The 26,673-nt window shown below is 61.6% G+C and carries 27 protein-coding genes; 7 read left to right on the top strand and 20 right to left on the bottom strand.

Going from position 1 to position 26,673, the window contains the following annotated elements; all coding sequences use genetic code 11:
- Positions 1 to 77 precede the first annotated feature (77 nt).
- The 11 genes from HRH33_RS02010 to HRH33_RS01960 form a co-directional block, all read right to left on the bottom strand.
- Positions 78 to 3,137, bottom strand: coding sequence for an efflux RND transporter permease subunit (locus HRH33_RS02010; RefSeq protein ID WP_167418140.1), 3,060 nt, complete (start codon positions 3,135 to 3,137; stop codon positions 78 to 80).
- Positions 3,134 to 4,204, bottom strand: coding sequence for an efflux RND transporter periplasmic adaptor subunit (locus tag HRH33_RS02005; RefSeq protein WP_034111293.1), 1,071 nt, complete (start codon positions 4,202 to 4,204; stop codon positions 3,134 to 3,136). Before HRH33_RS02005 ends, HRH33_RS02010 begins: the two co-directional genes overlap by 4 nt.
- On the bottom strand, positions 4,201 to 5,283 hold the full coding sequence (locus tag HRH33_RS02000) for an efflux RND transporter periplasmic adaptor subunit (RefSeq protein ID WP_167418139.1): 1,083 nt from the start codon (positions 5,281 to 5,283) through the stop codon (positions 4,201 to 4,203). Before HRH33_RS02000 ends, HRH33_RS02005 begins: the two co-directional genes overlap by 4 nt.
- A 208-nt stretch (positions 5,284 to 5,491) precedes the next feature.
- Positions 5,492 to 6,343 carry a transporter substrate-binding domain-containing protein gene (locus HRH33_RS01995; RefSeq protein ID WP_167418138.1) on the bottom strand — a complete coding sequence of 284 codons (852 nt, stop codon included), beginning with the start codon at positions 6,341 to 6,343 and terminating at the stop codon, positions 5,492 to 5,494.
- On the bottom strand, positions 6,340 to 7,116 hold the full coding sequence (locus HRH33_RS01990; protein WP_167418137.1) for an amino acid ABC transporter ATP-binding protein: 777 nt from the start codon (positions 7,114 to 7,116) through the stop codon (positions 6,340 to 6,342). The genes HRH33_RS01995 and HRH33_RS01990 overlap by 4 nt, the downstream gene beginning before the upstream one ends.
- A complete protein-coding gene (locus HRH33_RS01985) occupies positions 7,113 to 7,772 on the bottom strand; it encodes an amino acid ABC transporter permease (RefSeq protein ID WP_167418136.1) in 660 nt (219 codons plus the stop codon). The genes HRH33_RS01990 and HRH33_RS01985 overlap by 4 nt, the downstream gene beginning before the upstream one ends.
- Complete coding sequence (locus HRH33_RS01980) at positions 7,753 to 8,418, bottom strand: amino acid ABC transporter permease (RefSeq protein WP_167418135.1); 666 nt, start codon at positions 8,416 to 8,418, stop codon at positions 7,753 to 7,755. The genes HRH33_RS01985 and HRH33_RS01980 overlap by 20 nt, the downstream gene beginning before the upstream one ends.
- A 449-nt stretch (positions 8,419 to 8,867) precedes the next feature.
- On the bottom strand, positions 8,868 to 9,650 hold the full coding sequence (locus HRH33_RS01975) for a MetQ/NlpA family ABC transporter substrate-binding protein (protein WP_034095325.1): 783 nt from the start codon (positions 9,648 to 9,650) through the stop codon (positions 8,868 to 8,870).
- Positions 9,651 to 9,777: 127 nt separating this feature from the next.
- The gene (locus tag HRH33_RS01970; RefSeq protein WP_167418134.1) at positions 9,778 to 10,704 is read right to left on the bottom strand and encodes a sigma 54-interacting transcriptional regulator; all 927 of its coding nucleotides are present in this window, start codon (positions 10,702 to 10,704) and stop codon (positions 9,778 to 9,780) included.
- A gap of 49 nt (positions 10,705 to 10,753) precedes the next feature.
- Positions 10,754 to 11,335, bottom strand: a complete 582-nt coding sequence (locus tag HRH33_RS01965; protein ID WP_040265266.1) for an alpha/beta hydrolase — start codon at positions 11,333 to 11,335, stop codon at positions 10,754 to 10,756.
- A 126-nt stretch (positions 11,336 to 11,461) separates the two neighbouring features.
- Positions 11,462 to 12,304 (bottom strand): LysR family transcriptional regulator, encoded by an 843-nt coding sequence (locus tag HRH33_RS01960; protein WP_167418133.1) that lies wholly within the window; start codon positions 12,302 to 12,304, stop codon positions 11,462 to 11,464.
- Between the two features lie 106 nt (positions 12,305 to 12,410).
- Between HRH33_RS01960 and HRH33_RS01955 the strand changes: the two genes are divergently transcribed.
- Both HRH33_RS01955 and HRH33_RS01950 read left to right on the top strand, forming a co-directional pair.
- Positions 12,411 to 13,607 carry a CynX/NimT family MFS transporter gene (locus HRH33_RS01955; protein ID WP_167418132.1) on the top strand — a complete coding sequence of 399 codons (1,197 nt, stop codon included), beginning with the start codon at positions 12,411 to 12,413 and terminating at the stop codon, positions 13,605 to 13,607.
- A 73-nt stretch (positions 13,608 to 13,680) separates the two neighbouring features.
- Complete coding sequence (locus tag HRH33_RS01950; RefSeq protein WP_167418131.1) at positions 13,681 to 14,142, top strand: HIT family protein; 462 nt, start codon at positions 13,681 to 13,683, stop codon at positions 14,140 to 14,142.
- 43 nt (positions 14,143 to 14,185) lie between these two features.
- On the opposite strand, the gene HRH33_RS01945 is transcribed toward HRH33_RS01950, so the two are convergent.
- Positions 14,186 to 15,265 (bottom strand): fatty acid desaturase, encoded by a 1,080-nt coding sequence (locus tag HRH33_RS01945; RefSeq protein ID WP_167418130.1) that lies wholly within the window; start codon positions 15,263 to 15,265, stop codon positions 14,186 to 14,188.
- Between the two features lie 101 nt (positions 15,266 to 15,366).
- On the opposite strand from HRH33_RS01945, the gene HRH33_RS01940 reads away from it, so the two are divergent.
- Positions 15,367 to 16,371 carry an AraC family transcriptional regulator gene (locus HRH33_RS01940; protein WP_167418129.1) on the top strand — a complete coding sequence of 335 codons (1,005 nt, stop codon included), beginning with the start codon at positions 15,367 to 15,369 and terminating at the stop codon, positions 16,369 to 16,371.
- Here HRH33_RS01940 and HRH33_RS01935 read toward each other — a convergent pair.
- Complete coding sequence (locus HRH33_RS01935; RefSeq protein ID WP_167418128.1) at positions 16,368 to 16,733, bottom strand: response regulator; 366 nt, start codon at positions 16,731 to 16,733, stop codon at positions 16,368 to 16,370. The two genes, HRH33_RS01940 and HRH33_RS01935, sit on opposite strands and share 4 nt — an antisense overlap.
- Positions 16,734 to 16,833: 100 nt before the next feature.
- Here HRH33_RS01935 and HRH33_RS01930 point away from each other — a divergent pair, with 100 nt between their 5' ends.
- A complete protein-coding gene (locus HRH33_RS01930; RefSeq protein WP_167418127.1) occupies positions 16,834 to 17,307 on the top strand; it encodes a GlcG/HbpS family heme-binding protein in 474 nt (157 codons plus the stop codon).
- A 23-nt stretch (positions 17,308 to 17,330) separates the two neighbouring features.
- Complete coding sequence (gene uraH / locus HRH33_RS01925) at positions 17,331 to 17,741, top strand: hydroxyisourate hydrolase (RefSeq protein WP_167418126.1); 411 nt, start codon at positions 17,331 to 17,333, stop codon at positions 17,739 to 17,741.
- A 1-nt stretch (position 17,742) separates the two neighbouring features.
- Here uraH and HRH33_RS01920 read toward each other — a convergent pair whose 3' ends face one another.
- A complete protein-coding gene (locus HRH33_RS01920; RefSeq protein ID WP_034136448.1) occupies positions 17,743 to 18,429 on the bottom strand; it encodes a Crp/Fnr family transcriptional regulator in 687 nt (228 codons plus the stop codon).
- Positions 18,430 to 18,512: 83 nt separating this feature from the next.
- Between HRH33_RS01920 and HRH33_RS01915 the strand changes: the two genes are divergently transcribed.
- Positions 18,513 to 19,040, top strand: coding sequence for an Mpo1 family 2-hydroxy fatty acid dioxygenase (locus HRH33_RS01915; protein WP_040265252.1), 528 nt, complete (start codon positions 18,513 to 18,515; stop codon positions 19,038 to 19,040).
- A gap of 142 nt (positions 19,041 to 19,182) precedes the next feature.
- Here HRH33_RS01915 and HRH33_RS01910 read toward each other — a convergent pair whose 3' ends face one another.
- From HRH33_RS01910 to dibA, 6 genes are all read right to left on the bottom strand, one after another.
- Entirely contained in the window at positions 19,183 to 20,163 is a 981-nt protein-coding gene (locus HRH33_RS01910; RefSeq protein WP_034095313.1) for a sulfate/molybdate ABC transporter ATP-binding protein, read from the bottom strand.
- 3 nt (positions 20,164 to 20,166) lie between these two features.
- Positions 20,167 to 21,036, bottom strand: a complete 870-nt coding sequence (gene cysW / locus HRH33_RS01905; protein ID WP_034111277.1) for a sulfate ABC transporter permease subunit CysW — start codon at positions 21,034 to 21,036, stop codon at positions 20,167 to 20,169.
- Between the two features lie 13 nt (positions 21,037 to 21,049).
- Positions 21,050 to 21,868 (bottom strand): sulfate ABC transporter permease subunit CysT, encoded by an 819-nt coding sequence (gene cysT / locus HRH33_RS01900; protein WP_034095311.1) that lies wholly within the window; start codon positions 21,866 to 21,868, stop codon positions 21,050 to 21,052.
- Positions 21,869 to 21,944: 76 nt separating this feature from the next.
- Entirely contained in the window at positions 21,945 to 22,955 is a 1,011-nt protein-coding gene (locus HRH33_RS01895) for a sulfate ABC transporter substrate-binding protein (RefSeq protein ID WP_034095310.1), read from the bottom strand.
- A 64-nt stretch (positions 22,956 to 23,019) separates the two neighbouring features.
- Positions 23,020 to 23,202: a sulfur starvation response protein OscA gene (gene oscA / locus HRH33_RS01890; protein ID WP_007941032.1), complete on the bottom strand. Its 183-nt coding sequence runs from the start codon at positions 23,200 to 23,202 to the stop codon at positions 23,020 to 23,022.
- Positions 23,203 to 23,386: 184 nt separating this feature from the next.
- Positions 23,387 to 25,300, bottom strand: coding sequence for a phosphodiesterase DibA (dibA, locus tag HRH33_RS01885; protein ID WP_167418125.1), 1,914 nt, complete (start codon positions 25,298 to 25,300; stop codon positions 23,387 to 23,389).
- Positions 25,301 to 25,466: 166 nt separating this feature from the next.
- Between dibA and desA the strand changes: the two genes are divergently transcribed.
- Positions 25,467 to 26,651 carry a delta-9 fatty acid desaturase DesA gene (gene desA, locus HRH33_RS01880; protein WP_034136443.1) on the top strand — a complete coding sequence of 395 codons (1,185 nt, stop codon included), beginning with the start codon at positions 25,467 to 25,469 and terminating at the stop codon, positions 26,649 to 26,651.
- Positions 26,652 to 26,673: the final 22 nt, after the last annotated feature.

The raw sequence follows: 26,673 nt of genomic DNA, 5'->3' as shown, positions 1-26,673 counted from the left end.
CCACACATTTTGAGCCGGTTCTTTCAGTTAATACTGAGGAGGGCGACTGGCATTAGTGCAAGCCCCCTCCCCCATTTCTAAACGGTTTTTTCTTCAGGCTTGGGCTCGCGAATCTTGTACCACGCCACATACAGCGCCGGCAGGAACAGCAGCGTCAGCAAGGTGGCGATGATGATGCCGCCGATCATCGCGTACGCCATCGGCCCCCAGAACACTTCGCGGGCAATCGGGATCATGCCCAGGCTCGCCGCAGCGGCCGTGAGCAGAATTGGCCGACGGCGGTGCTCGGTGGCTTCCACGACCGCGTCCCATGGCGTGTAGCCGTCGCGCTCATAGGCGTCGATCTGCGTCACCAGGATCACCGAGTTACGGATAATGATGCCGATCAACGCCAGGATGCCGAGGATCGCCACAAAACCCATGGGCGTGCCGGTGGGAATCAGGGCCAACACTACGCCGATCAGCCCCAGCGGCGCGACACTGGCCACCAGGAACATCTTCTGCACGCTGTGCAACTGGATCATCAGAAAGGTCGCCATCAAAAACAGCATCAGCGGCACCACGCTGGCGATCGGGCCCTGGGCCTTGCCGCTTTCTTCCACGGTACCGCCGGTGGCGACCTTGTAACCCACCGGCAGGCCGGCGCTGAATTTGTCGATCTCCGGCTTGAGCTGCTTGACCAGGTCGGTCGGCTGCATCTCATCGCGCACTGAGGCCTTGATGGTGATGGTCGGCAAGCGGTCGCGACGCCACACCAGCGGCTGCTCCAGCTCATAGCGCACGGTGGCAAACGCCAGCAGCGGGATCGACGTGCCGTTGGGCGTGACGATCTGCAAATTCTGCAGGGTTTCCGGCGTGCCGCGCTCGGCGTCTTCGGCGCGGCCGACCACGTTGATCAGGTAAATATCGTCGTGCACTTGGGTCACCGAGGCGCCGCTGACTACGCTGTTCATCAACTGCGCGACATCTTCGGAGGACAGCCCCAGTTGCCGCGCCTTGTCCTGGGCGATATCGATGCGCAGCACTTTGCCCGGCTCGTTCCAGTCGTAAATGATCTCGCCCAAGTGGGTGTTTTTATCCAGCAGGGTCGCCAGTTCGATGGCGTGTTTGCGTACCTGGTCGGTGTCTTTGCCGGACACCCGATATTGAATCGGACGCCCCACCGGCGGGCCCATTTCCAGCGGCTGCACATAACTGCCGATACCGACGAAGTCATCGCGCAGACGCTTCTGCAGGCGTGCGATCAACGCGCCGCGTTCTTCCAGGCCTTTGCTGACGATCACCAACTGTGCGTAGTAAGGGTTTTCCAGTTGCTGGTCGAGGGGCAGGTAGAAACGAATCGCGCCCTGGCCGATGTAAGTGCTCCAGCGGGCGATGTCCGGTTCGTCCTTGATGATCGCTTCCAGGCGGTCGACGGCCTTGCGCGTCTCGTTGATCGAGGCGTTCTGCGGCAGGTTGAGGTCCACCAGGATTTCCGGGCGATCCGACGACGGGAAGAACTGGTTCTGCACGAACTGCATGGAGAACACCGACGCCACGAACAGCCCCACGGTGATGCCGATGGCCCACCAGCGGTTGCGCATCGCCCACAGCATGCCGCGATTGAAACCCCGGCCAATGCGCCCAGGCTCGGCGTTGTGCGGCTTCACATTGGCGCTGAGGATATGCACGCCGATCACCGGCGCAAACAACACCGCCACCACCCACGACACCAGCATCGCCACGGCGATCACCGCGAACAGGGTGAAGGTGTATTCCCCCGCCGAGCTGGCATTGAGGCCGATGGGCACAAAGCCGGCCACGGTGACCAGCGTACCGGTGAGCATCGGGAACGCGGTCGAGGTGTAAGCGTACGTGGCCGCCTGGGCCTTGGTTTCGCCTTTTTCCAGGCGCGTGATCATCATCTCCACGGTGATCATCGCGTCATCCACCAACAGGCCGAGGGCGATGATCAACGCGCCCAGCGACACGCGCTGCATGGTGATGCCGCTGTATTCCATGAACACGAACACCAGCGCCAGCACCAGCGGAATCGAACACGCCACCACCAGCCCGGCACGCAGACCGAGGCTGATAAAGCTCACCACCAGCACGATGATCACCGCCTCGAACAACGCACTGGTAAAGCCGCCCACGGCTTCTTCCACCACTTCGGCCTGGTCGGAAACCTTATGCACGCCGACGCCCACCGGCAGGTCGGCGGTCAGCTCGTCCATGCGCTCATGCAAGGCTTTGCCGAACGACTGGATATTGCCGCCCTTCTGCATGGCGATGGCCAACCCGATGGCGGGCTTGCCGTTGAAACGGAACATCGGCCGCGCCGGGTCGACGTAGCCACGGCTGATCTCGGCGATATCCGCCAGGCGATAGAAACGGTCGTTGAGGCGCAGGTTGACGTCGGCCAGGTCCTTCTCCGAGGCGAACTGCCCCGAGGTGCGCACCGAGATACGCTCCGGTCCGGCTTCGATCACCCCGGCCGGGGTCACGGCGTTCTGGGATTGCAGGCTCTGCACCACTTGGCGCTGGTCGATACCCAGGGCCGCCAGTTTGCGCGTGGAGAAATTCAGGTAAATCACTTCGTCCTGCTGGCCGATCATCTCGACCTTGCCCAGCCCCGGCACTGCCCGGATTTCGGCACGCACCTGTTCCACGTAGTCGCGCAGTTGACGCATCGACAGGCCGTCGCCGGTAAAGGCGTACACCGACCCGAACACGTCACCGAACTCATCGTTGAACGATGGCCCCTGCAAGCCCTGGGGGAAGGTGCCGCGAATATCGTCGATCTTCTTGCGCACCTGGTACCAGATTTCGGGGATGGCCTTGGCGCTGGTGGTGTCCTTGAGGAACACGAACACCGTGGACTCGCCTGGCCGCGTGTAGCTTTTCACGTAATCCAGAGAGTCGAGTTCTTCGAGTTTTTTCTCGATGCGGTCGGTGACCTGCTTGAGGGTTTCTTCTTGGGTTGCGCCCGGCCAGCGGGTCTGTATCACCATGGTCTTGATGGTGAACGACGGGTCTTCTTCGCGCCCCAGGTTCATGTAGGAGAACACGCCCATCAGCAGCGCGACGAACATCAGGTACCAGACGAAGGACTGATGCTTGAGGGCCCAGTCGGATAAGTTGAAGCTGCCTTTCATCGCGGGCTGTCCTCGTCGATTTTGACTTTCTGCCCGGGCTTCAGGCTGTTCACGCCGGCTGTGACGATGCGCTCGCCGGGTTTGACGCCGCCGTTGATCAAGGCGCTGCCGGCCTCGCGGCTGATCACCGTGACGTCGCGCGGCTGCACGCTCTGGTTTTGCGTGTCGAGCAGCCAGATGCGAGTGGCGCCGTCCACCTCCTGCAAGGCGCTCACCGGCAGCTCGATGCGCGGCTCAATGGCGGTGCTCAGGGTGACGCTGATGGCGGTGCCGAGGCGGAACGCAGGTGGTGTTTCGGCCAGCGTCAGGCGCGCGCGACGGGTGCGCGTGGCGCTCTGGGCCTGGGGCTCGATTTCACGCACGGTGGCGGTGGTATTGACGCTCGGGTCCAGTTGCCCGGCAACCAGAAACACCCCATCCGGCGGCAGGCGCTCGGCCAGGCCGGCGGGCAGGTCGATCACCGCTTCCTTGATATCCGGGCGCGCCAGGGTCACCACTTGTTGGCCGGCGCTGACCACCTGGCCGGCCTCGGCATTCCAGGCGGTGACGATGCCGGCGTGGTCGGTGCGCAGTTCAGCGTAATTAAGCTGATCCTTGGCCTGGTTGACCGAGGCCTGAGCCTGGTCGAGGGAGGCCTGGGTGGTTTTCAGGTCGGTCAGGGCCACATCCAACTGGGCCTGGGCGCCGACGCCACGGTTGAACAGTTCCTGCTGGCGGCGGGCATTGGCCTGGGCATTGATAAATTGCGCCTGCACCCGCGCTAGGTCGCCCTGGGCGGCGCGCAACTGGTTCTGCTGGTCGGTGGGGTCAAGCACGGCCAGCAAGGCACCCTTCTCCACTTCGGCGCCCACATCCACCAGGCGGCGGGCGATGCGGCCGGGCACACGAAAGCCCAGGTTACTTTCGTAACGGGCCTGGATGGTGCCGGCGAAGCGGCCGAGGTTTTCTTGGTCTTCAGCCTTCACTTGCATCGACAGCACCGGGCGCACCGGCTCGGGCGCGGGCTCTTCTTTGGAGCAGGCCGCCAGCAACAGGCCGGCGGCGAGCATCAATACCAGACGCTTCATGGCTGGGCTCCTGGCTGGGCAATCTCGACCTGCATACCGGGGTGCAACAATTGCCCGCCGGCCACCACGACTTTATCGCCACCCTTGAGGCCCTCGCTGAGGATGACTTTGCCAGTGAGATAGCGGGCCACGGTGACTTTATGCAGCTGCACCTTGCCGTCGCCGTCCACCAGCCACACCGCCGGTTCGTTGAGGTCCTTGGTGAGGGCCGACCACGGCAGTTCCACACTGGCCTTGGCCGGGCCATTGGCGGTGGCGCTGACTACCGAGCCCAAGTGCATGCCCTCGGGCAGCGATTGCAGGGCGATTTTCACTTGCACGGTGCCGGTGTTGGCGGCCACGGCGGGGGTGACTTCGCGCACCTTGCCCTGCACCTGAATGCTTGGGTTGTCCAGCAGGCTGACGGTGATCGGCGTATCGGTCGATGGTTCGACCAGCAGCGATTCATATACGTTGAACACCGCATCGCGCTCGCCGTCGCGGGCCAGGCTGAAAATCGGCACGGTGGCCTGCACCACTTGGCCTACCTCGGCCTGGCGCGCGGTGATCACACCCGGCGCATCGGCTACCAGCGCGGTGTAGCCCAGTTGTTCACGGGCATTGGCCAGTTGCGCCTGGGCGGCGGCCAAAGCGCTTTGGCTGCTGCGCAAAGCCGCCTGGGCCGAGTCGTATTCGCTGCGGCTGGTGTAGCCCTTGGGCAGGAGTTTTTCCTGGCGCACAAAGGCCGCCGCTGTCTGCTTGACCCGCGCCTGTTCAGCCACGACCTGGGCCTGGGCCGAATCGACGTTGGTCTGCAAGTCTTTGGGATCAAGCCTGGCCAGCACTTGCTTGGCGCTGACGCGGTCACCCACATCCACCATGCGTTGGATGATCTTGCCGCCCACGCGAAAGGACAGATCGGTTTGCACCCGCGCCTGGATATCCCCGGTCAGCGTGACCGCCGCAGCAAAATCCGTTGGCTCCACGGTTTGCACAAATACCCGGGAATGCGCCTTGGGCTCGGTATTTTCCTGACCGCAACCGCTCAAGAGCGCGACTAAGCCAAGACCGAATATACAAGTGGAAATACGACCGCCCATGCAGTCTCCTTTTGCGTGATGCCGACGTGCCAGTGTGTATGCGACTGTCAGCTTAGATCAGGGTTCCTTATCTGCATGGGGAAGAGAGTATTGAGGTGATTTCACCGGCCTCATCGGGGCAAGCCCCCTCTCACACATTTGATGTGTGAATACATTCAAATGTGGGAGGGGGCTTGCCCCCGATAGCGATACAACAGTCAGCGCAGAACTAGCCCTGCCATTTGCCGCCTTCGACAATCACGCTCTCAGGCTGGGTGTCATCACTGAGTTCTTTACGCACGTATTGGTCGTACAGTTTGAGCAGAAATTTCTCCTCGCCCAACTTCGCCAGTTCGGTATTTACCCAATCGCGCAGTTCGGTGTTGCCCTTCTTGACCGCCGGGGCGATGGGGGCTTCGTCGCCGAGTTTCTGTTCCAGCACGCGGTAGCCGGGGTTTTGCTTGGCCCAGCTGAACAGCACCAGGTTGTCCTGGGCATAGGCATCGCCGCGACCGGCTGACAGCGCCTGCAGGGATTCGGAGTTTTTCTCGAACTTGAGCAGTTTCCAGTCCGGATGGTTTTTGGTCAGCCAGATATCGGCGGTGGTGCCGGTGGTGACGATGATGGTGCGGGTCGCCAGGTCATCCAGGCGCTTGACCGGGCTGTCGTTGGGCACCAGGGCCTGCACCGCGACTTTCAGGTTGGGATGGGTGAAGTCCACCGCTTCCTTGCGCTCCGGGGTCACGGTCATGTTGGCCAGGATCAGGTCGACCTTGTCGCTTTGCAGGAATGGAATGCGGCTGGCCGGCTCCACGGCGACGAATTCGACTTTGTTCTCGTCGCCCAGCAGATCCTTGGCGAATCGGCGGCCGATGTCTGTATCGAAGCCGACATAGCGCCCGGCCTCGTCCACAAAGCCGAACGGTGGTTTGTCGGTGAAGACGCCGACAATCAACTTGTCGCGCGCTTTGATCTTGTCGATGTAACTCACGGCAGCCGTGGGTTTGGCAGGCTCTTCGGCCTTTTTATCGCAACCGGCCAGCAGCGCGACGGCTAACAGGGGCAGTAGTAGTTTTTTCATAGCGGTTCCAGTTCCTTGATTTTCTTGGGCAGTGTTGAAACAAAGGAGAACTTCTCCAGGAACTGCTGCGCGCGTGCGGTTTGCGGGTTCGTAAAGAATGCCTCGGGGGTGTTGTGTTCGAGAATGCGGCCGGCCTCCATGAACACCACGCGGTCGGCGACGGCGCGAGCGAAGGCCATTTCATGGGTCACGATCAGTAATGTCATGCCATCGCGGGCCAGGCCCTGGATCACCTCCAGCACTTCCTTGACCATCTCCGGATCGAGGGCTGCAGTGACTTCGTCGAACAGCATGACTTGTGGGTTCATGCACAGCGAACGGACGATGGCGATGCGTTGCTGCTGGCCGCCGGAGAGCTGGCGCGGGAACGCGTCGCGCTTGTCCGCCAGGCCGACCCGCGCCAACAGCTGTTCAGCCTGCTCGCGGGCTTGGCGCGGCTCGCGCTTTTGCACTTTCAGCGGCCCGAGCAGGATGTTGTCGAGTACGCTCATATGTGGAAACAGATGGTAGCTCTGGAACACCATGCCTACGTCCTGGCGCACCTGGCGCCAGTCGGTGTGTTTATCCAGCAGCTCCTTGCCGGCAAATCGCAGGCTGCCACCATGGGCCACTTCCAGGCCGTTGAGGCAACGCAGCAAGGTGCTTTTGCCGCAGCCGCTGGGGCCGAGGATCACCACCACTTCGCCGCTGTGCACGCTCAGGTCGATGCCCTTGAGCACCTGCTGCTCGCCGAAGAATTTGTTAAAACCCTGGAACTCGATCAATGCGCTCATGCTTGGGCCCAGCGCCGTTCCAGCACCTTGGAGGCGGCCGACAACGGGTAGCAGATAAAGAAAAAGAACAGGAACAGCGCGCCGTAGATCAACACCGACTCATAGGTGCGCTCGATGATTTGCTGACCGACCTTGATCACGTCCACCACGCCGATCAGCACCGCCAGGGAACTGGTCTTGATGATGCGCGTGTAGACGTTGATCGTGGGTGGCGTCATGCGCTTGAGGGCCTGGGGCAGCAACACGTAGCCGTACAACTGCGGGTCGGACAAGCCAATCGACAGGCCGGCCTCGCGCTGGCCACGGGGCAGCGAATGCAACGCGCCACGTACCACTTCGCCGACCTCGCTGGCGCCCCACAACGACAACACCAGCACCGCGCACCAGAAACTGGGGAGGCTCAGGCCAAAAAAAATCGGTAGGCCAAAGAACAGCAGGTACAACCACACCAGCACCGGGATCGCCCGGAACAACTCCAGGTAAACCCGCAGCACGGCGTTGATCAGCCGGTTGTTCAAGGTGCGCAGCACGCCATACAGCACGCCGCCTACCGTACTGAAGGCGATGCTCATAAACGAAATCGACAAGGTCTGCGCGGCGCCCTTGCCCAGTTGCGGCAGCGACACCCACAACAACTCAAGACCCGAATTGGCCATGCTGGAGCCTCCTTTCCAAGCGGCTGAGCAGCAGCGACAGCGGCAAGAACAACAGCACGCAAATCAGCGTCAGCACGGCGAGCATTTCGTAGGTCTTGTAGTAGAGGGCGATGTAGCTCTTGGTGGTGTAGAGAATCTCCGGCACGGCCACGGCGGAGACCACGGTGGTCTCTTTGAGCAGGAAGATGAAATTAGCGAACAAGGCCGGCAGGCTGAGGATGCCGGCCTGGGGCAGGATCACGTGGCGCAGCAGTTGCCAGTCCGACAGGCCAATGGACTTGCCCGATTCGACCTGCGCCTGCGGCACCGCCTCCACACCGGCGCGCAGCACTTCGGTGAGGTAAGCACCGCCCAGAAAGGTCATGGTGATGATCGCCGCCCAGAACCCGGAGACATTCAAGCCCAGGGCGGGCAAGGCGAAGTACACGAAAAACAGCTGGATCAGCAGCGGTGTATTGCGCGCCAGCTCCACATACAACGCCACCAGGCGCGACAGGTACGGCGTGCGAAACACCAGCAGCGCCGCGTTGATCAGCGCTACAAGCAAGGAGGTGGCGATGGCGATCAGGCCGACTTGCAGCGTGACACCCACGGCCTTCAAAAACGCCGGCAGGGTGCTGAGGATAAAAGCGAAATCGAGGGTCATTTGCAGTCCATGACGCCGCAGGGTAGAGCGGCGCGTGCTATCCAAGCCGACGTGGGTAACGTCGGGTAGCGCGAACTTTAAAGGTATAAAAATTAAATTTTAAATACCAAAATAGCATATTGATATCACCCAAAAAGATAACCTCCGGATTCGCGGGGTTGGCGGGTGGCGGCTATGGTTGAGGGGTCTGTGTTTCGAGGGAATGAACAATGAACAAAGCGAAACCGATTGATCCGCAGGAGTTGGTGAAATGGTTGGTGGCGTTGCGCAGGGCGATCAATAGCCGCGCGCTCTGACACGCTGAAGGTCCACTGTGAGATGAAGATCAAATGTGTGAGGGAGCAAGCCCCCTCACACATTTTGCTTGCATTGCGAATTCCACACATAAAAAAACGCCGACGCTATGTAAGCCGTCGGCGTTGAAACCTTGAAGGGGGTTTTGGCTTACATCAGAACGCCGGTACGACCGCACCGTTGTACTTCTTCTCGATGAAGGCTTTGACTTCCGGGCTGGTCAGGGCCTTGGACAGTTTCTGGATTGCATCGCTGTCCTTGTTGTCCGGGCGGGCTACCAGGAAGTTCACGTAAGGCGACTTGGCGTCTTCGATGATCAGCGCGTCTTTGGCCGGGTTCAGGCCGGCTTCCAGGGCGTAGTTGGTGTTGATCAGGTCCAGGTCGACCTGGTCCAGCACGCGCGGCAGCAAGGCCGATTCAAGCTCTTTGAATTTGAGGTTTTTCGGGTTGCTGGCGATGTCTTTCGGTGTAGCCAGGGCGTTGGTCGGGTCTTTGAGGGTGATCACACCGGCTTTCTGCAGCAGCAACAGGGCACGGCCGCTGTTGGAGCCTTCGTTCGGGATGGCCACGGTGGCGCCGTCTTTCAGCTCTTCAATTTTCTTGATCTTTTTCGAGTAACCGCCGAACGGTTCAACGTGCACGCCCACCACGGTCACCAGGTTGGTGCCCTTGCCCTTGTTGAAGTTTTCCAGGTACGGCAGGGTCTGGAAGTAGTTGGCATCCAGGCGCTTTTCAGCGACTTGCACGTTGGGCTGCACGTAGTCAGTGAATACTTTGATTTCCAGGTCCACGCCTTCCTTGGCCAGGGTTGGCTTGACCAGCTCAAGGATCTCGGCATGCGGGATTGGGGTGGCGGCCACCACCAGTTTCTCGTTGGCCTGGGCGAAGCTGGCAGTCAGGGCAGCGGCGAGTGCGGTAAACAACAGAACCTTTTTCATGCAGTGTCCTTATCGACATTCGGGGGCGTCTCTGACGACCGTTTGTTAAGTGAGGTGCCAGCGAAGTGCTATCGCGGCATAGAACGGACAATACCTAGATTTTTTATTCCCGAACAATATCTTTTATTCACGTTGATATTCCATTTTGCTCATGTAGGAATTGGCGCAACGTTGCCTGCTCCTCTGGGCTGGCTTGGGCATAGATCCGCCGCACTTGCTCCAGAGGCGAATCCACCACCGGCAGGTTCAGGTGCTCGGGCAAAATTTCGTCGCCGCTACTGACCAGCAACGCGAAGTGAATAACGTTTTCCAGCTCACGGGTATTGCCTGGCCAACTGTGGTGTTCCAGTACGCGCTGCGCAGCCTCGCTGATCAGCGGCACCGGCAAGTCCAGGCGCTGACTGTAGATGCCCAGGAAGTATTCGGCCAGGGACAGAATGTCCCCCACCCGCTCGCGCAACGCCGGCAGGTCCAGCCGGCCTTCGCTCAAGTAGTGGAACAGGCGTTCATGGAACTTGCCGGCCGCCACGGCCTGGGCCAGGTCGATGCTGGTGGCGGCCACCAGGCGCACGTCCACCGGGCTCGGTTGATGAGCCCCGACGCGGGTGACTTCGTGGTTTTCCAGGGCGGCGAGCAATTTGACCTGGATCGGCAGCGGCAGGTCGCCGATCTCGTCCAGGTACAAGGTGCCGCCATTGGCCGAGCCGAACCAGCCGGCGCGGCTGCTGGCGGCGCCACTGTGACTGCCGGCGGCGTAGCCGAACAGCTCGGCATCGGCGTAGGTGGGGCTGATCGCGCCGCAATTGACCGAAACGAACAAGCCACTGCGGTCACTGCCACGGTGAATATGCCGCGCCAGGAGCTCTTTACCGCTGCCGGTTTCGCCGCGAATCAGCACGGGCAAGGCACGCGGCGCGAGCGCTTCCAGGTCTTCGCGCAGCTTGCGCGAGCGCGGGTCGACAAACACCAGGGCCTTGGCGCGGATGCTCAGGGGGCTTTTTTCCGCGTCGGGGAAGGTCAGCAGTGGCTGGCCGAAGGTTTCATGCAGACTCATGACAGGCTCCCGCCCCAATCCACTGCGGGACGGGGCGTTAAGAAAATGATCAGGCACTGCGCCGGGCGTGATGCTCAAGGCGACTTTGCAGGCGATAGAGGTAAGCGAAACCCTGCTCCCAGCGCTGGTGGCCGGACTTCACATTGATATGCCCGGCACCGGCCAGGATCCCGGCTTCAGCTCCCCAGTTGCGCGCCAACTCCAAGGCCCGAGGGGCACTGACGGCACTGTCGTTGTCGGAGCTGACCACCTGGCTGGGGAACGGCAACAGGTCGGTAGGGATCGGCGCAAAGTTGCGCAAGGCCGGCGAGCAGGCCGGGCGTTCCACATCCGCCGGCGCCACCAGCAAGGCACCGCGCACCTGCCGCAGAAAATGCAGCGGCGCGGTAGCGGCCCAATGGGCCACGGTGATGCAGCCCAGGCTATGGGCGATCAGAATCACTGGCGTGCTGTCGGCGGCGATCGCCTCGGCCAGCGCGGCTACCCAGTCTTCGCGGCGCGGTGTCAACCAATCGGCCTGCTCCACGCGGGTGCTGTTGGGCAGGCTGTTCTGCCAGTGACTCTGCCAATGATCTTCTGGCGATCCTTGCCAGCCCGGCACGATCAGGTAACGAACCAACTCGCTGTGCATGGGTGTGCCCTCCTGCAGCGTTTAACGTTGCTGAGCAGTATAGGGACGGGGGTTATATTCGTTAAGGAATAAGAAGCTATTTATTAATAACCAAAAATTCAAAATTCTACCCGATCTGCCTTCACGTCACTTCGCGCACAATTCGAACAACTGAGCCTGTAAGCATTGCCCCGCCGCACTCAGGCCATGGCGGGCATACAACGCCAGACGCACGCCTTGCACCTCGGGCAAACCGCTGTCAGGCCCCAGCTCCATATGCCCTGGCTGCACTACCCGGCGCGGCAACAGACTCACCCCCAACCCCGCCGCCACTGCCGAACATACGCTGGCCAAACTCGCGCTGGAGTAACCGATACGCCAGCGCCAACCGCCCACTTCCAGGTGCTGCAGCATTTCATTGCGGTACAGGCCGCCCACCGGAAAGGCCACCAACGGCAACGGGTCGCGCCCTACGGAGGGTGTGGTGCGACTGTCCACCCAGCACAGCGGCTCGGGCCACGAGGCCAGGCAGTCGGCGCTGTCGCCCATTTGTTTGACCAGCAACACATCGAACTCGCCGGCCCGGTATTGGCGTTGCAATTCGGGGCCCAAACCACTGGTGACCTCCAGACGCACCCGTGGATAAGCCTGCACAAATGATGACAACAGCGGCATCAGGCGCTCGGCGGCAAAATCTTCCGGCACCCCCAGGCGCAGCACGCCGTCGCTTTGTTGGCTGATCAGCACCTCAGCGGCCTCCTCATGCAGCGCGAGGATGCGCCGCGCGTACGCCAGCAAGCGCTCGCCCTCGGCAGTGGCGACCACGCGGCGCTGGTCGCGGTCGAGCAATTGGCACGCCGCCGCGTCCTCCAGGCGGCGAATCTGCTGGCTTACGGTGGATTGGGTCAGGTGCAGGCGCTCGGCGGCGCGAGTGAAGTTGCCGCAGTCCACCACGGCGACAAAGCTGCGCAATAACACGGGGTCGAACATCCACATCACCATTGTGTTTGCCACTGATTGGCATGGTTATATTTAATTTCAGAATACCCTTAGGGCTGCCCATACTTCACCTCCCATCGTGCCCGGAGCGGCCTGCATGACCCTGAACAAATCCCTCGCCGGCTGGGGACTATTGCTGGTGCTGGGCCTGAACCTGCGACCAATCCTCAGCTCCATCAGCCCGCTGCTGGGCGAAATCCGCCAGGCCACGGGCTTGAGCTTCCAGAGCAGCGCCCTGCTGACCAGCCTGCCGGTGGTGTGCATGGGCCTGGTGGCGCTGGTGGGTGTGCGGGTGGAAGCACGCTTGGGCGAGCGGCGTGGCATCGCCCTGGGGCTGATGATGATCCTGTTGGCCTGCCTGGCGCGCTGGCTGATGGGGCAGGCGTCGGCGTTGTTGGTCACGGCATTGCTCGGCGGCGCCGGTGTGGCGCTGATCCAGGCGTTGGTGCCGGCGATGGTCAAGCGCGAGTTTCGTCATCGCGTGCCGGTGGCGATGGGGGTGTACTCGGCGTCGCTGATGGCCGGCGGCGGGCTGGCGGCGTTGCTCAGCCCGGTGGTGGCGACGCACTTTGCGCAGTGGCAGGCCGGGCTCGGAGTCTGGCTGTTGCCGGCACTCGGCGCGTTGCTGTTGTGGGCCTGGCTGCCGCTGGGCGCGGCGCGTAACCCGCAAGTGCCGCCGGCGCTGGAAGGTCTGCGCAATCGGCGCGCGTGGTTGCTGGCGTTGTATTTCGGCCTGGTGAACTGCGGCTACATGAGCCTGGTGGCCTGGCTACCGGCTTATTACCAGCAACTGGGCTGGGGCGTGCTGCCCAGCGGCTCGCTGCTGGCGTACATGACCATTTTTCAAGTGATCGCCGCGCTGCTGATGCCGGTGCTGGCGCAACGCGGTGTCGATCGTCGTCCGTTGCTGGTCATTAGCCTGCTGGCGCAAACCGTGGGTTACCTCGGCCTGATCTTCGCGCCGCTGGACTATCCCCACCTGTGGGTGGCCCTGTGCGGCTTCGGCCTGGGCGCCTGCTTTGCCCTGAGCCTGCTGCTGACCCTCGACCACCACCGCGACCCACGCCATGCCGGGCAACTGGCGGCCTTCGTGCAAGGCGTGGGTTTTTTGATCAACGCCATTTCACCGTGGATGACCGGTTGGCTGCGCCAGCTTACTGGCGACTTCGTCAGTGCCTGGTGGGTGCTGACCGTGACAGTGCTGGCGATGCTGGTCGTGACGCGGGTGTTCAGCCCGGCGAGCTATCGCATCGAACTGGCCGTCGTGGCGCCCGGCCAGCGCTTTACACACTAGCGACACACACCCATGTCAGATTTGCACCACTGAATTCCACCCGCCCCTTTGACGAAAACGAGGACGTCGTCTGATGGACTGTATCTTCTGCAACATCGCCCGCGGCACCGCCCCTGCCCACCTGTTATGGGAAGACCAGAGCCACATGGCTTTCCTCTCTATCTTTCCCAACACCCCAGGGTTCAGTGTGGTGATTCCCAAAGCGCATTACGGCAGCTATGGGTTTGCCCAGTCGGACAAGGTGCTGTGCGAATTGGTGGTTGCGGCCAAGAAGACCGCACTGCTGATTGACCAGGCGCTTGCGGGTGTGGCGAGGACCGGCATGATTCTGGAGGGTTACGGCGTCGATCATTTGCACGCCAAACTGTTCCCGATGCACGGAACGGGCGAGGACAGCGCCTTCAAAAAAATCAGCTCTCGCATGGATAAGTTTTTTGATCGCTATGAGGGCTATCTCTCATCCCATGACTGCGCCAGGGCCGACGATTCGACGTTGGCCGAGCTGGCCGCCCACATCCGTGCCGTCAACGACTGAGCACGGGGCGGCCTGACGCGCAACCGCAATCGGCCGCCGCACCTCAGCGCAGCGCCGTTTCCGCCGGGTTGAGGCCTGCACTGGGCGCCGCCATGGGCTCCAGACGATTGGCCCGCGCAAATGTGCCGAAATCATTGAAGCGCACGCCCATCTCCGCCATGACCTTATGCGCCACCTTGGCCGTCATCTGGCGGATATAGAACGGTTCCTTCACCACAAAATGATGAATCCCGTGGGTGCTGCCAAAGTTGAAGCAGAACGCCTGCAACGGCCACATCCACCACGGGTTTAGCACTTGGGTTTGCTGGATCACATTGCCCGGTTCCACATCGCCGTAGTAGTGCATGTTGGAGCTGACAAAGTGCAGGCAGAACGTGCGCAGCACATTGGGCCCGATGATCACCACGGCGGCGATGTCGATCACGTGCATCATCTGCAAGGTGCCCGCCGACCATTCGATGGGCGCGCCGAGCAGGCTGGCGACACCGTTGGCGGCGTGGAACCAGAGAAACACGTACCACGCGCCCCAATGCAGCAGCGCCAGCGGCGCGTAGACCAGCATCGCGCGCTTGAGAATCTTGAATTTATGGCTCCAGGTCTTGGCCCGCAGCATGCGGATAAACGCCGACATCACGTTATCGCCCACCATCAACAGGCGCGCCAGGCCCCACGGTTCGCCGTTGGTGATTGCGCGCTCCTCCATGTCGGCCTCGGTGCCGGAGACCTTGTGATGATTGAGGTGCAAGTGGCGGCGAATCCATGGGTTGATGGTGCTCGGCCGCGCCAGCCACACCAAGGCCATCATCAGGTTATGCGGCACACGTTGCTTGCGAAAGTACATGCTGTGGATCAGGTCATGTTCCAGCTCATGGGTCAGTGACGCGAAAAATGCGTTAAGCAGCAGGCACACCCACCAGGCCATATGCCCGGTAATGTAGAGCGCCGCCGAGCCGAGCATGCCCAGCAACGCAAAGGCCAGGATGCCCGCGCCCAGCGCGTCCTGATGCAGCAGCCAGGGGTATTGCTGGCGCAAGCGCACGCCTTCGGCGAGTACGACTTCGCGAATGTGCGCCGAACGTTGTTGTGCATTCAGCGATTGGGGACTTGCAGAAGTACCGTCCATGCTCCCATCCTCTTGTTTATCGAGGTTTACATCCTGCACCAGGCGCTCGCGCAGGACGCTAGCCCCACACGCCAACCTGTTGACCGCACACGCCAATCGCCATGACCGAACCCACCTCCCTCGCCAGCTGGACCCGCGCCTTGCGCAAGCAGCTCGATGCCTTGGGCCTGGACAGCGCCGCGCTATGCCACGAGGCCGGGCTCGATCCGCAGCTGATGGAAGACCCAAACGCGCGCTACCCGCTGTCGGCCACCACGCGCCTGTGGGAATTGGCGGTGCAGGCCAGCGGCGATCCGGCGATCGGTCTGCGGGTGTCGCGGTTTGTCAGCCCCACCACGTTTCATGCGTTGGGCTATGCGCTGGTGGCCAGCGGCAGTTTGCGCGAGGTGTTCGAACGCATCGTGCGTTACCACCCGGTGGTCAGTGACGCCTTGACCCTGGAGTTGAGCGGCGATGGTGAGCGCTATCGGTTTCGCCTGCTACAACCGCCAGGCAGCCCGGCGCCAGCGTTGGAGGCCATTGATGCGTTCGCGGCGATTTACGTGCGCACCTGCCGCAATCGCCTGGGTCGGGATTACGCGCCGTTGGCCGTGTACCTGCGCCGCCCGCCGCCGGCCGATCCGACGCCGTGGCAAACGGTGTTCCGCGCGCCGGTATTTTTTGCCGCCGACGAAGACCGCCTGGAATTCGCCGCGCGCGACTTTGACAGCCACCTGGACGACGCCAACCCGGAGCTGGCCGAACACAACGAAACCGTGCTCAAACGCACCCTCGCCCAACTGCAACCGCTGACCTGGGAGCGCAAGGTGCGGGCGGTCATCGAAGCGCAATTACCGGACGGCGAGCCCAGCGCCGAACGCGTTGCCCAGGCCCTGCACCTGAGCCTGCGCAGCCTGCAACGGCACCTGGCGGATGAAGGTTGTCGGTTCGATGCGCTGCTCAACCAATGTCGGCAGAACCTGGCGTTGCAGCACCTGCGCGATCCGCAGTGTTCGTTGGCCGAGATCAGCCATTTATTAGGGTTTGCCGATACCAGCAGCTTCAACCGCGCGTTCAAGCGCTGGACGGGGATGACGCCGGGGCAGTTCAGAGAAGGCCTGGGTTAGCGCCCACGCTCGCGCCGCAACAGCTTCTTGACCCGCGCGACCAGAGCCTTGTCATCAAAGGGCTTGAGCAGGTAGTCATCCTCATGCAGTTCCAACCCGCGCAGGCGATCTTCGATCCCGCCCGGTGTGGTCAAGAACAACAGCGGCGTGTCGCCCTGCTGTCGGATCGCCTGCTGCAGCGTCCAGGCATTCAGGCCCGGCAACATCACGTCCAGGATCACCAGGTCGTACACGTTGCTTTCCACAAAGCGCTGCGCGGCCATGCCGTTGGCCGCGACTTCTACGGCGAAACCCGCCTCGCTCAAGCCTTGGGCCATGCGTTGCGCCAGCTGCGGCTGGTCTTCCACTAACAACACCTGCATGCCTTACCTCTGGGTTTAATGACAAACCTGTCATCCAATTGTGCGGCTTCTGACCCCGTTCACTGGCTACCGTGGCGGCCTGTTCAACGGAGCTTTCACCATGTATCGCACTGCTTTGTTTCTGAGCCTGGCCCTGAGCGGCGCCGCCCAAGCGGCGCCGCAATTGCCACGCCATGCCGATTTGGATCTGCGTACCGCCCGCCAATTGGCCGATGCCAGCCTGGCCCACTGCAACGCCGCGCTGACCGTGCTCGATCGCGGCGGCAATTTGCTGGTGGCCCTGCGCGCTGACGTTGTGGGGCCGCACAACAGCCTCGCCAGCCAACGCAAGGCCTACACCGCGCTGTCGAGCAAAACCGCCACCCGGCTATTTGCCGAGCGCGCCCGCAACAACCCGGAAGCGGCCAACCTTAACACCTTGCCCGAATTGCTGTTGCTCGGTGGCGGCGTGCCGTTGTTTGCCGACGCCGAACTGGTCGGCGCGCTGGGTATCGCCGGAGCCGGTGGCGCAGCGCAGGACGAAGCCTGTGCCGTCCAGGCCGCCGAGCAACTGGGCCTGAAAACTTCTCTGTGATTAACCCTCGAAAGGACCTCCCCATGAAAACCCTGAGCATGACCCTCGCCGCCCTCAGCCTGAGCGGCCTGTGCAACCTGGCCCTGGCCGCCGGCAACCCGCTGAGCGTGCACGTTCTCAACCTGGAAAACGGCCTGCCGTCGGCGGGCGTCAGCGTCACTCTGGAACAGCAGGTGGGCGATCACTGGCAAGCGCTGTCCGAGGGCGTGACCAACCAGCAAGGGCGCATTGCCGAACTGTTCCCCGCCGACCGCAGCCTGACGCCCGGCGAGTACCGTGTGGTGTTCAAGACCGGCGACTATTACAAAAAAGCCAACCGCGAGACGTTCTTCCCGCAAGTGCCGGTGATTTTCCAGGTCAAGCAGGCCGACCAGCACTACCACATTCCGCTGCTGCTCAGCCCGTACGGGTTCTCCACCTATCGCGGTTCCTAGTTCACGCGCCTGCGGCACGCCGCAGGCCAGGCAGGTCGAGCACTTCGATTGCGCCGTAACTCAAGCCGATAATGCCCTGCTGCTCCAGGCTCTTGAGCAAGCTGTTGATGGTCTGGCGCGACAGGCCCAACATCGCCGCCAGGTCTTCCTGGGGCAGTTGCAGCACGCGGCGTGCTTGTTCGATTTCGCCGTAGCCTTCGGCAATCATCAGCAACCGATGGGCCAGACGCGCCGACGCGGGCATCAGGCTCATCTGTTCGATATTGATCAACGACAACCGCAGTTTATGGCTCATCAACAGGGCCACTTCCCGCCAGTACGCCGGCTGGCGCTCAAGCAGCGCGAGCATCGCTGCCTGCGGCACCTGCAGTAACGTGCACGGCCCCATGGCCAGCGCATCATGGGTGCGCGGCAGGCCGTCGAACAGGCAGATTTCACCGAACCAGTAAGGGGTTTCCACCAGGCTCAAAACCGCTTCCTTGCCTTGGGCATTGACCGCGCTGATGCGCACCGCGCCGTCAAGCACGGCGTACAGGCCACAGGGCGGATCGCCGCGTTTGAACAGCAACTGCCCCGCCGCCAACGTGCGCAACCGAGCGGCCGCCAGCAGGCTACGCTGAAAGTCGTCCGGTAAATGGCTGAACCAGTGGCCGGTGACCAATTGGCGGTGCCAGTTCTCTGGGTTCATGAGCGCTCCGAAGATTGTCGCCCAGCTGACAGTCAGGCGTGGTCCGACAGGGCATGATCAAACATCCTACAGGAGGAACAACAATGAAAAGCCTCGTCGACCACCTCAGTCAATACGCCGCCTACCACCGCGACCCGCGCAATATCGCCAGCCATTTTGTCGGCATCCCGTTGATCGTCATCGCCGTCGCCGTGCTGCTGTCGCGCCCCACCTGGGCTATCGGCAGCCTGTGGATATCTCCGGCGCTTATCGTGGCGCTGCTGTCGGCGTGGTTTTACCTGCGCCTGGAACTGGCGCTCGGCGTGTTGATGAGCGCGCTGATGGGGTTATCGGTGTGGGCCGGGCACACACTCGCCGCGCACAGCACGCTGGTGTGGCTGAGCAGCGGCGTCGGGCTGTTTGTGGTGGGCTGGGTGATTCAGTTTGTCGGCCACTATTACGAAGGCAAGAAACCGGCGTTTGTGGATGACATTTCGGGGTTGATCGTGGGGCCGCTGTTTGTGGTGGCGGAGGTGGCGTTTTTGCTGGGGTTGCGGCAGGGGCTCAAGCGGCAGATCGAAGAACGCTCGGGCCCGGTGGCACGCCGCGATCTAAAGCCGAGACAGGTCTGAATATGGGGGAGGCTTGCCCCCGATGGCGGCGGGTCAGTGACATCTATATCAACTGACCCACTGCTATCGGGGGGGCAAGTCGAATCGTCGCACCGCCCGTCCCACATTGGCCCCATTTTTCACATTGGGTAGCGCAGGGTTCTCAGGTTTTTTGCCAGACCTTGGGCTTGAAGAACAGGGTTTCGCCACGGGCCAGGCCGATCAGGCTGTCGTGGTCTTTCACCACTTCGGCTTCGATCAGTTCAGGCTGGCCCTCCACCTTCAAGGTCACTCGCGTCGTCGCTCCCAGCGGGCGGATATCGCGGACTTCGGCGGCGTGGTGGTCTTCCAGTTCATGGCGCGACAGCGACACTTCGTGGGGGCGGAACAGCACGTGCTGGTCTTCGCCCAGGTGCAGGCGATTGGAGTCGCCGAGGAAGTGGTACACGAAGTCACTCGCCGGGTTTTCGTACACCTCGCCCGGTGAGCCGATTTGCTCGATCACGCCCTTGTTCATCACCACGATACGGTCGGCGACTTCCATGGCCTCTTCCTGGTCGTGGGTCACGAAAACCGACGTGAGGTTGATGTCTTCATGCAAGCGCGCCAGCCAGCGGCGCAGTTCTTTACGCACCTTGGCGTCGAGGGCGCCGAAGGGTTCGTCCAGCAGCAATACTTTGGGTTCCACCGCCAGGGCGCGGGCCAGGGCAATGCGCTGGCGTTGGCCGCCGGAGAGTTGTTCCGGGTAGCGGTCGGACAGCCAATCGAGCTGCACCATGTTCAGCAGCTCATGGACTTTCGCCGCGATCTGACTTTCGCTGGGCCGTTGGTTTTTCGGCTTCATACGCAGGCCGAAGGCGACGTTGTCGAACACGGTCATATGGCGGAACAGCGCGTAGTGCTGGAACACAAAACCGACGTTGCGATCACGCACGTCATGGCCGGACACGTCCTCGCCGTGGAACACGATGCTGCCGTCATCCGGAGTTTCCAGGCCGGCGATAATGCGCAGCAAGGTGGTCTTGCCGCAGCCGGAAGGGCCGAGCAACGCCACCAGCTCGCCGCTCTGGATATCCAGATTGATGCTGTCCAGAGCCTTGAAGGCGTTGAAGTTCTTGCTGACGTTACGGACTTCGATCGACATGACTTATTCCTCTGCCGCACTGGCGCGCAGGCGATTGATACGGTTCTCGCTCCACTGCTTGAGCAGCAGGATGAAGAGCGCCAGGACCAGCAACAGACTCGCCACCGCGAACGCGGCGACGTGGTTGTATTCGTTGTAGAGAATCTCGACATGCAGCGGCAAGGTGTTGGTCACGCCGCGAATGTGGCCGGACACCACCGACACCGCGCCGAACTCCCCCATCGCCCGCGCCGTGCAGAGCACCACGCCGTAGATCAGGCCCCATTTGATGTTCGGCACGGTGACATGCCAGAACATCTGCCAGCCGTTGGCACCGAGCAGGCGCGCGGCTTCTTCTTCCTGAGTGCCCTGCTCCTGCATCAGCGGGATCAGCTCACGGGCCACGAAGGGCACGGTGACGAAGATGGTCGCCAGCACGATGCCCGGCAGTGCGAACACGATCTGGATGTCGTGCTCTTGCAGCCACGGGCCAAAGAAGCCCTGGGCGCCGAACATCAGCACATACACCAGACCGGCAATCACCGGCGAGACCGAGAACGGTAGGTCGATCAGCGTCACCAGAATGCTTTTGCCACGGAACGAGTACTTGCTCACGCACCACGCCGCGCTGACGCCGAACACCACGTTGAGCGGCACCGAAATGGCCACGGCGATCACCGTGAGTTTCAACGCCGAGAGCGCATCGGGCTCCAGAATCGCGGTAAAGAACGCGCCGAGGCCGTTCTTCAGGCCCTGGGACACCACAATAAACAGCGGCAGCAGCAAAAACAGCACGAACACCAGCCAGCCGAAGCCGATCAGGATGCGCCGCGACGCCGCGCTGCCACGTCGGGCGGCGTTGGAGGACGCGGCGGAAATAGACGATTGGGACATGTTCCGCGCCTCCTTAAGGACGTTCGATACGCCGCTGCAGCAAGTTGATCAGCAGCAGCAGCACAAAGGAAACCACCAGCATCAACACCCCGATGGAGGTGGCGCCGCGGTAGTCGTATTGGTCGAGCTTGACCATGATCAGCAGCGGCAGGATCTCGGTTTTCATCGGCATATTGCCGGCGATAAAAATCACCGAGCCATACTCCCCCACGCCACGGGCGAACGCCAAAGCGAAACCGGTCAGCCAGGCCGGCAACAGCGCCGGCACGAGGATGTAGCGGAACACCTGCAACGGCTTGGCGCCCAGGCAGGCGGCGGCTTCTTCGACTTCGCGCGGGATATCGGCCAGTACCGGCTGCACCGTGCGCACCACGAACGGCAGAGTCACGAAGGTCAGCGCCAGGGTGATGCCCAACGGCGTGTAGGCGATCTTGAAGCCCAGGTCGGCGGCGAACTGGCCCACCAGGCCGGTCGGCGTATACAGCGCAGTTAGCGCAATACCGGCCACGGCGGTGGGCAAGGCGAATGGAAGGTCGATCATCGCGTCGATGATCTTGCGACCGGGGAAGGTGTAGCGCACCAGCACCCAGGCCAGCAGCGTGCCGATCACGCCGTTGATCAACGCGGCGTACAGCGCGGTGCTGAAGCTCAGCTTCAATGCCGCCAGCACGCGGGGTGCGGAAATAATGGCCCAGAACTGATCCCAGGTGAGTTGAGCGGCGTGAACGAACATCGCCGCAAGGGGGATGAGTACGATCAGGCTGAGGTACACCACGGTGTAACCCAGCGTCAGCCCGAAGCCGGGTATGACGGGGGAAATACGACGCGACATAAGAGTCCTTGGTTAGCGTAACGGACACACAAAACCCGCAGCTGAATGCGGGCTCTGTGGGCGGGTTGTTGCTGGCTTACTGCGCCGTGTAGATCTGGTCGAACACGCCACCGTCATTGAAGAATTTCGGTTGGGCAGTTTTCCAGCCGCCGAAGTCTTTGTCGATAGTCACCAAGTCCAGTTTCGGGAACTGCTGGGCGTATTTGGCGGCGACTTTCTCATCCCGTGGACGGTAGAAGTTTTTCGCCGCAATCTCCTGGCCAGCGGGGCTGTACAGGTGCTTGAGGTATTCGGTGGCGATTTCGGTGTTGCCCTTCTTCTCGGCGTTCTTATCCACCACCGCTACCGGCGGTTCGGCGAGGATCGACAGGGACGGTACGACGATATCGAATTTGTCTTTGCCGCCGTCTTCCTTGAGCGCCAGGAACGCTTCGTTTTCCCAGGCCAGCAACACGTCGCCCTGACCGTTGTTGACGAAGGTGATGGTCGAGCCGCGCGCGCCGGTGTCCAGCACCGGTACGTGCTTGAACAGTTCCTTCACGTATTCCTGGGCCTTGGCTTCGCTGCCGCCGGCCTTGAGGCCATAGGCCCAGGCGGCGAGGAAGTTCCAGCGGGCGCCGCCGGAAGTTTTCGGATTCGGCGTGATCACCGAGACGTCCTTCTTGATCAGATCGCCCCAGTCCTTGATGCCTTTGGGGTTGCCCTTGCGCACCAGGAACACGATGGTCGAGGTGTACGGAGTACTGGCGTCCGGCAGGCGGGTCTGCCAGTTTTCCGGCAGGGTTTTGCCCAGTTTGGCGATTTCGTCGATGTCACCGGCCAGGGCCAGGGTCACCACGTCGGCGCGCAGGCCGTCGATCACCGCACGGCCTTGCTTGCCAGAACCGCCGTGGGATTGCTGGATCTTGACGGTGTCGCCGGGATGGGACTGTTTCCAGAAGCTGGTGAATTCCGCGTTGTAGTCCTGGTACAGCTCGCGGGTCGGATCGTACGAGACATTGAGCAGCTCGTAATCCTTGGCAACCGCGGAACCGGCAAATACGGCGCTGGCCAGGGCGGCCAGGGCATAACGGCGAATCGACGACATAGAAGCTCCTGAAATTCTGGGTGTTGGCTTTTTCTTATAGTTGCGGGTCTATCGCCGTCAGCGCTTAGCTCGGTTTGTTACCGGGATTCTGCAAACGGAATTTTTCCTTGCGCTCGATCTGCACCACCTGGGCGTTGTGCACGGTAATTTCCACCGCGCCAAAACGCAGATCGCGCAGGGCGCTCTGGATCTCACGCAAAATGGTTGCTTCGTCCTGGCCGTCGACGCTACGTAGAGATGCGCTCATGGTCTCGCTCCTGAAATGAATAGTGCCTGGCAGTGGCGGCACTGCTTGCGGCGTGAGAGCGATAGTAGATAAGCGTGAATATTCTTAAAAATACTATTTAAGAATTTTTATATAACCAAAAAGAATTTTTGGTAGGCGTGAGGTTGTGGGAGGAAGCCGGCCCCCTCCCACACTTGACGGTGTTTCAAGCTTGGATGAGGGGTGCGCGATCCCAATCGAGTTCATGTGCGGGTATCGGCCGGCCAAACCAATACCCTTGGCCCAGATCACAGCCCTGCTCCAACAGGAACCGCGCCTGCTCCACCTGTTCGATACCCTCGGCCTGCACCTGCATGCCCATGCTTTTGGCCAGGGCGATGACCACGCGCACGATCGCCATGTCATCTTCATCCCATGGCAACCCGGCGACAAACCCCTGATCGATCTTGAGCTTCTGCACGGGCAGGCGCTTGAGGCGCAGAAGGGAGGAATAGCCGGTGCCAAAGTCGTCGATCGCCAGGCGCAAACCCAATTCGCGCAGGCGATGCAGCTGTTCCAGGGCCGCCTCGGGGTCGTCCATCACCGCGCTTTCGGTGACTTCCAGTTCCAGGAATGCCGGGTCCAAACCCGTGTCATGCAGCACCTGGGCGACTTGCTCGTACAGCTCGCGCCGGGCGAACAGGCGGCTGGACACGTTGACGGCGACAAAGCTCAGCCTTACGCCGTCGGCCAGCCATTGGCACATCTGGCGGCAGGCTTGATCCATGACCCAGGCGTCGATCTCTGCGATCAGGCCAGTGCGTTCGGCAATCGGGATAAATTCGATGGGCGGCACCAGGCCGCGCTCCGGGTGCTGCCAACGTACCAACGCTTCCAAGCCCACCAGGCGGCTGCCCGTCAGGTCGTGTACTGGCTGGTAATACACGCGCAGTTCCTGCTGTTCGAGGGCGCGACGCAGCTCGCTGGCCACCTCCACGCGGTTCTGTGCATGGGCCGTGAGTTCCTCGGTGTACAGCGCGTAGCTTTCGCGACCGACGCCCTTGGCTTTGAACAGCGCGGAATCGGCGTTGCGCAACAATTGTTCGGCGCTGAGGGCGTCGTTGGGGAACAAACTGATACCGATGCTGGCACTGACAAACAACTGATGGCCGTCAAAGATGAACGGTTGCTTCATCACATCGAGCATGCGCTGAGCCAATGCCGCGGCCTGCACCACCTGTGGACAACTTTCCGCCAGCACCGCGAATTCATCCCCGCCCAGCCGCGCTAGGGTCACGCCGGGGCCGAACAGGCTCTGCAGCCGCTCGGCGACCAGTTTGAGCAATTGGTCGCCGACGTTGTGGCCGAGGCTGTCATTGATGATTTTGAAGTGATCCAGGTCGAGCAACAGCAGAGCGCAACCACGTTTGTGGATTTGCGCCGAGGCCAGCGCCTGTTCGGTGCGGTCGGTGAATAGCAGACGATTGGGCAGGTCGGTCAGGGGGTCGTGGTGCGCCAAGTGAGCCAGCTCGTGCTCGGAGTTCTTGATGGCGCTGATATCGGAAAACACCGCGACGTAATGGCTGATGTGGCCATGATCATCGTGAATCACCCGGATGGTTTGCCATTGCGGGTAGATTTCGCCGCTTTTGCGCCGATTCCAGATTTCACCGCTCCATTCGCCCGTGCGCTCCAAGGCCTGGAACATCTGTTGGTAAAAAAGCGACGAATGGCGCCCGGACTTGAACAAACTCGGCTGTTGCCCCATCACGTCGTCGCGCCGGTATCCGGTGATCTCCATAAACGCGCGGTTGACGTGCACGATCAGGCCCTGGGCATCCGTGACCAGTACCCCCTCGCGGGTGCAATCGAACACGGCGGCAGCCTGGCGCAGGCGCTCGCGGTGCTCCTTGGACGGCTGCAACAGCAGATTGGCCCGTACGAAGCGCGCGCACATCAGGTAAATCGCCAGCGCGGTGAGGGCTACCCAAATGTAGCCGCACGCCTGGATCCAGAGACTCATCTCATTGGGGTTATCGAGAAACTCGATCAATACACGCTGCGTGAGCCCGATCCATAAGACGGAAACCAGCAGATATACCAGCCCCGCGCGCAGGGCACCTCGGTATGAAAGCAGCATAGGTTCAGTAATCCTTACCCAAAAAACAGAATCGCCCCACGAAGGCTGCGGATTATAGAATAAGAAACATCCAGTAAGTCTTATCTGAAAGGGCGGCTGGTTTTCTCTGTAGGCTTAGTGATAATGCGTGAGCTGTTCTTTTCTTTATCTGAGGGCCATACAGCCTATGTGGTACAACGGTTTTCTTGACTTGTCGGCCTGGCAACTGGTGGCAGTCACTCTGTTGATGACCCACGTGACCATCATTGCGGTCACCGTCTATCTGCACCGCTATTCCGCCCATCGCTCCCTGGAGCTCAATGCCGGGCTTAAACACTTCTTCCGCTTCTGGCTGTGGCTGACCACGGCGCAGAACACCCGCGAGTGGACCGCCATCCACCGCAAACACCACGCCAAATGCGAAACCGTCGACGACCCCCACAGCCCCGTGATCAAGGGCCTGTCTACCGTCCTGCGCAAAGGTGCCGAACTCTACCGTGCCGAGGCGGAGAACCCCGAAACCCTGCGTATCTACGGCAAGAACTGCCCGGACGACTGGCTCGAACGCAACCTCTACACCCCCTACCCACTGCTGGGCGTGGCGATCCTGGGCGTGATCGATCTGCTGCTGTTCGGCACCATCGGCATCACCATCTGGGCAATCCAGATGATGTGGATCCCGTTCTGGGCCGCCGGCGTGATCAACGGCCTGGGCCATGCGGTGGGCTATCGCAACTTCGAATGCCGTGACGCGGCCACCAACCTGGTGCCGTGGGGCATCATCGTCGGCGGTGAAGAACTGCACAACAATCACCACACCTACCCGAACTCCGCCAAGTTGTCGGTGAAGAAATGGGAGTTCGACCTGGGTTGGGCGTGGATCAAGGTGTTCAGCTTCCTGCGCCTGGCCAAGGTGCAGCGCGTGGCGCCGATTGCCCATCGCGTGGAGGGCAAGGGCCATTTGGACATGGACACCGCCATGGCGATCCTCAACAACCGCTTCCAGATCATGGCCCAGTACCGCAAGTTGGTGATTGGCCCGCTGGTCAAACAGGAGCTGGAAAAAGTCGATCACTCGGTGCGGCACCAATTCCATCGGGCCAAGCGCCTGCTGTCGCGGGAAACCAGCCTGCTGGATGATCGCCATCACTTGCGCATCCAAAGCATGCTGGAACACAGCCAGGCGCTGAAGGTGATCTACGAGAAGCGTCTGGCGCTGCAACAGATCTGGGTCAAGACCAGCGCCAATGGTCACGACATGCTGGCAGCCATCAAGGAATGGGTACACGAAGCCGAAGCCAGTGGCATCCAATCCCTGCGGGATTTTGCCCACCAGTTGAAAACCTACTCGCTGCGCCCTGCCGCCGTGTGACCCTGCCGTGGGAGGGCTCGCC

The organism is Pseudomonas rhodesiae (assembly GCF_013285305.1).
In the GTDB taxonomy this organism is placed as follows: Bacteria; Pseudomonadota; Gammaproteobacteria; order Pseudomonadales; family Pseudomonadaceae; genus Aquipseudomonas; species Aquipseudomonas rhodesiae.
Note: the sequence above shows the minus strand (reverse complement) of the source record. Positions and strands in the feature narration are given on the sequence as shown.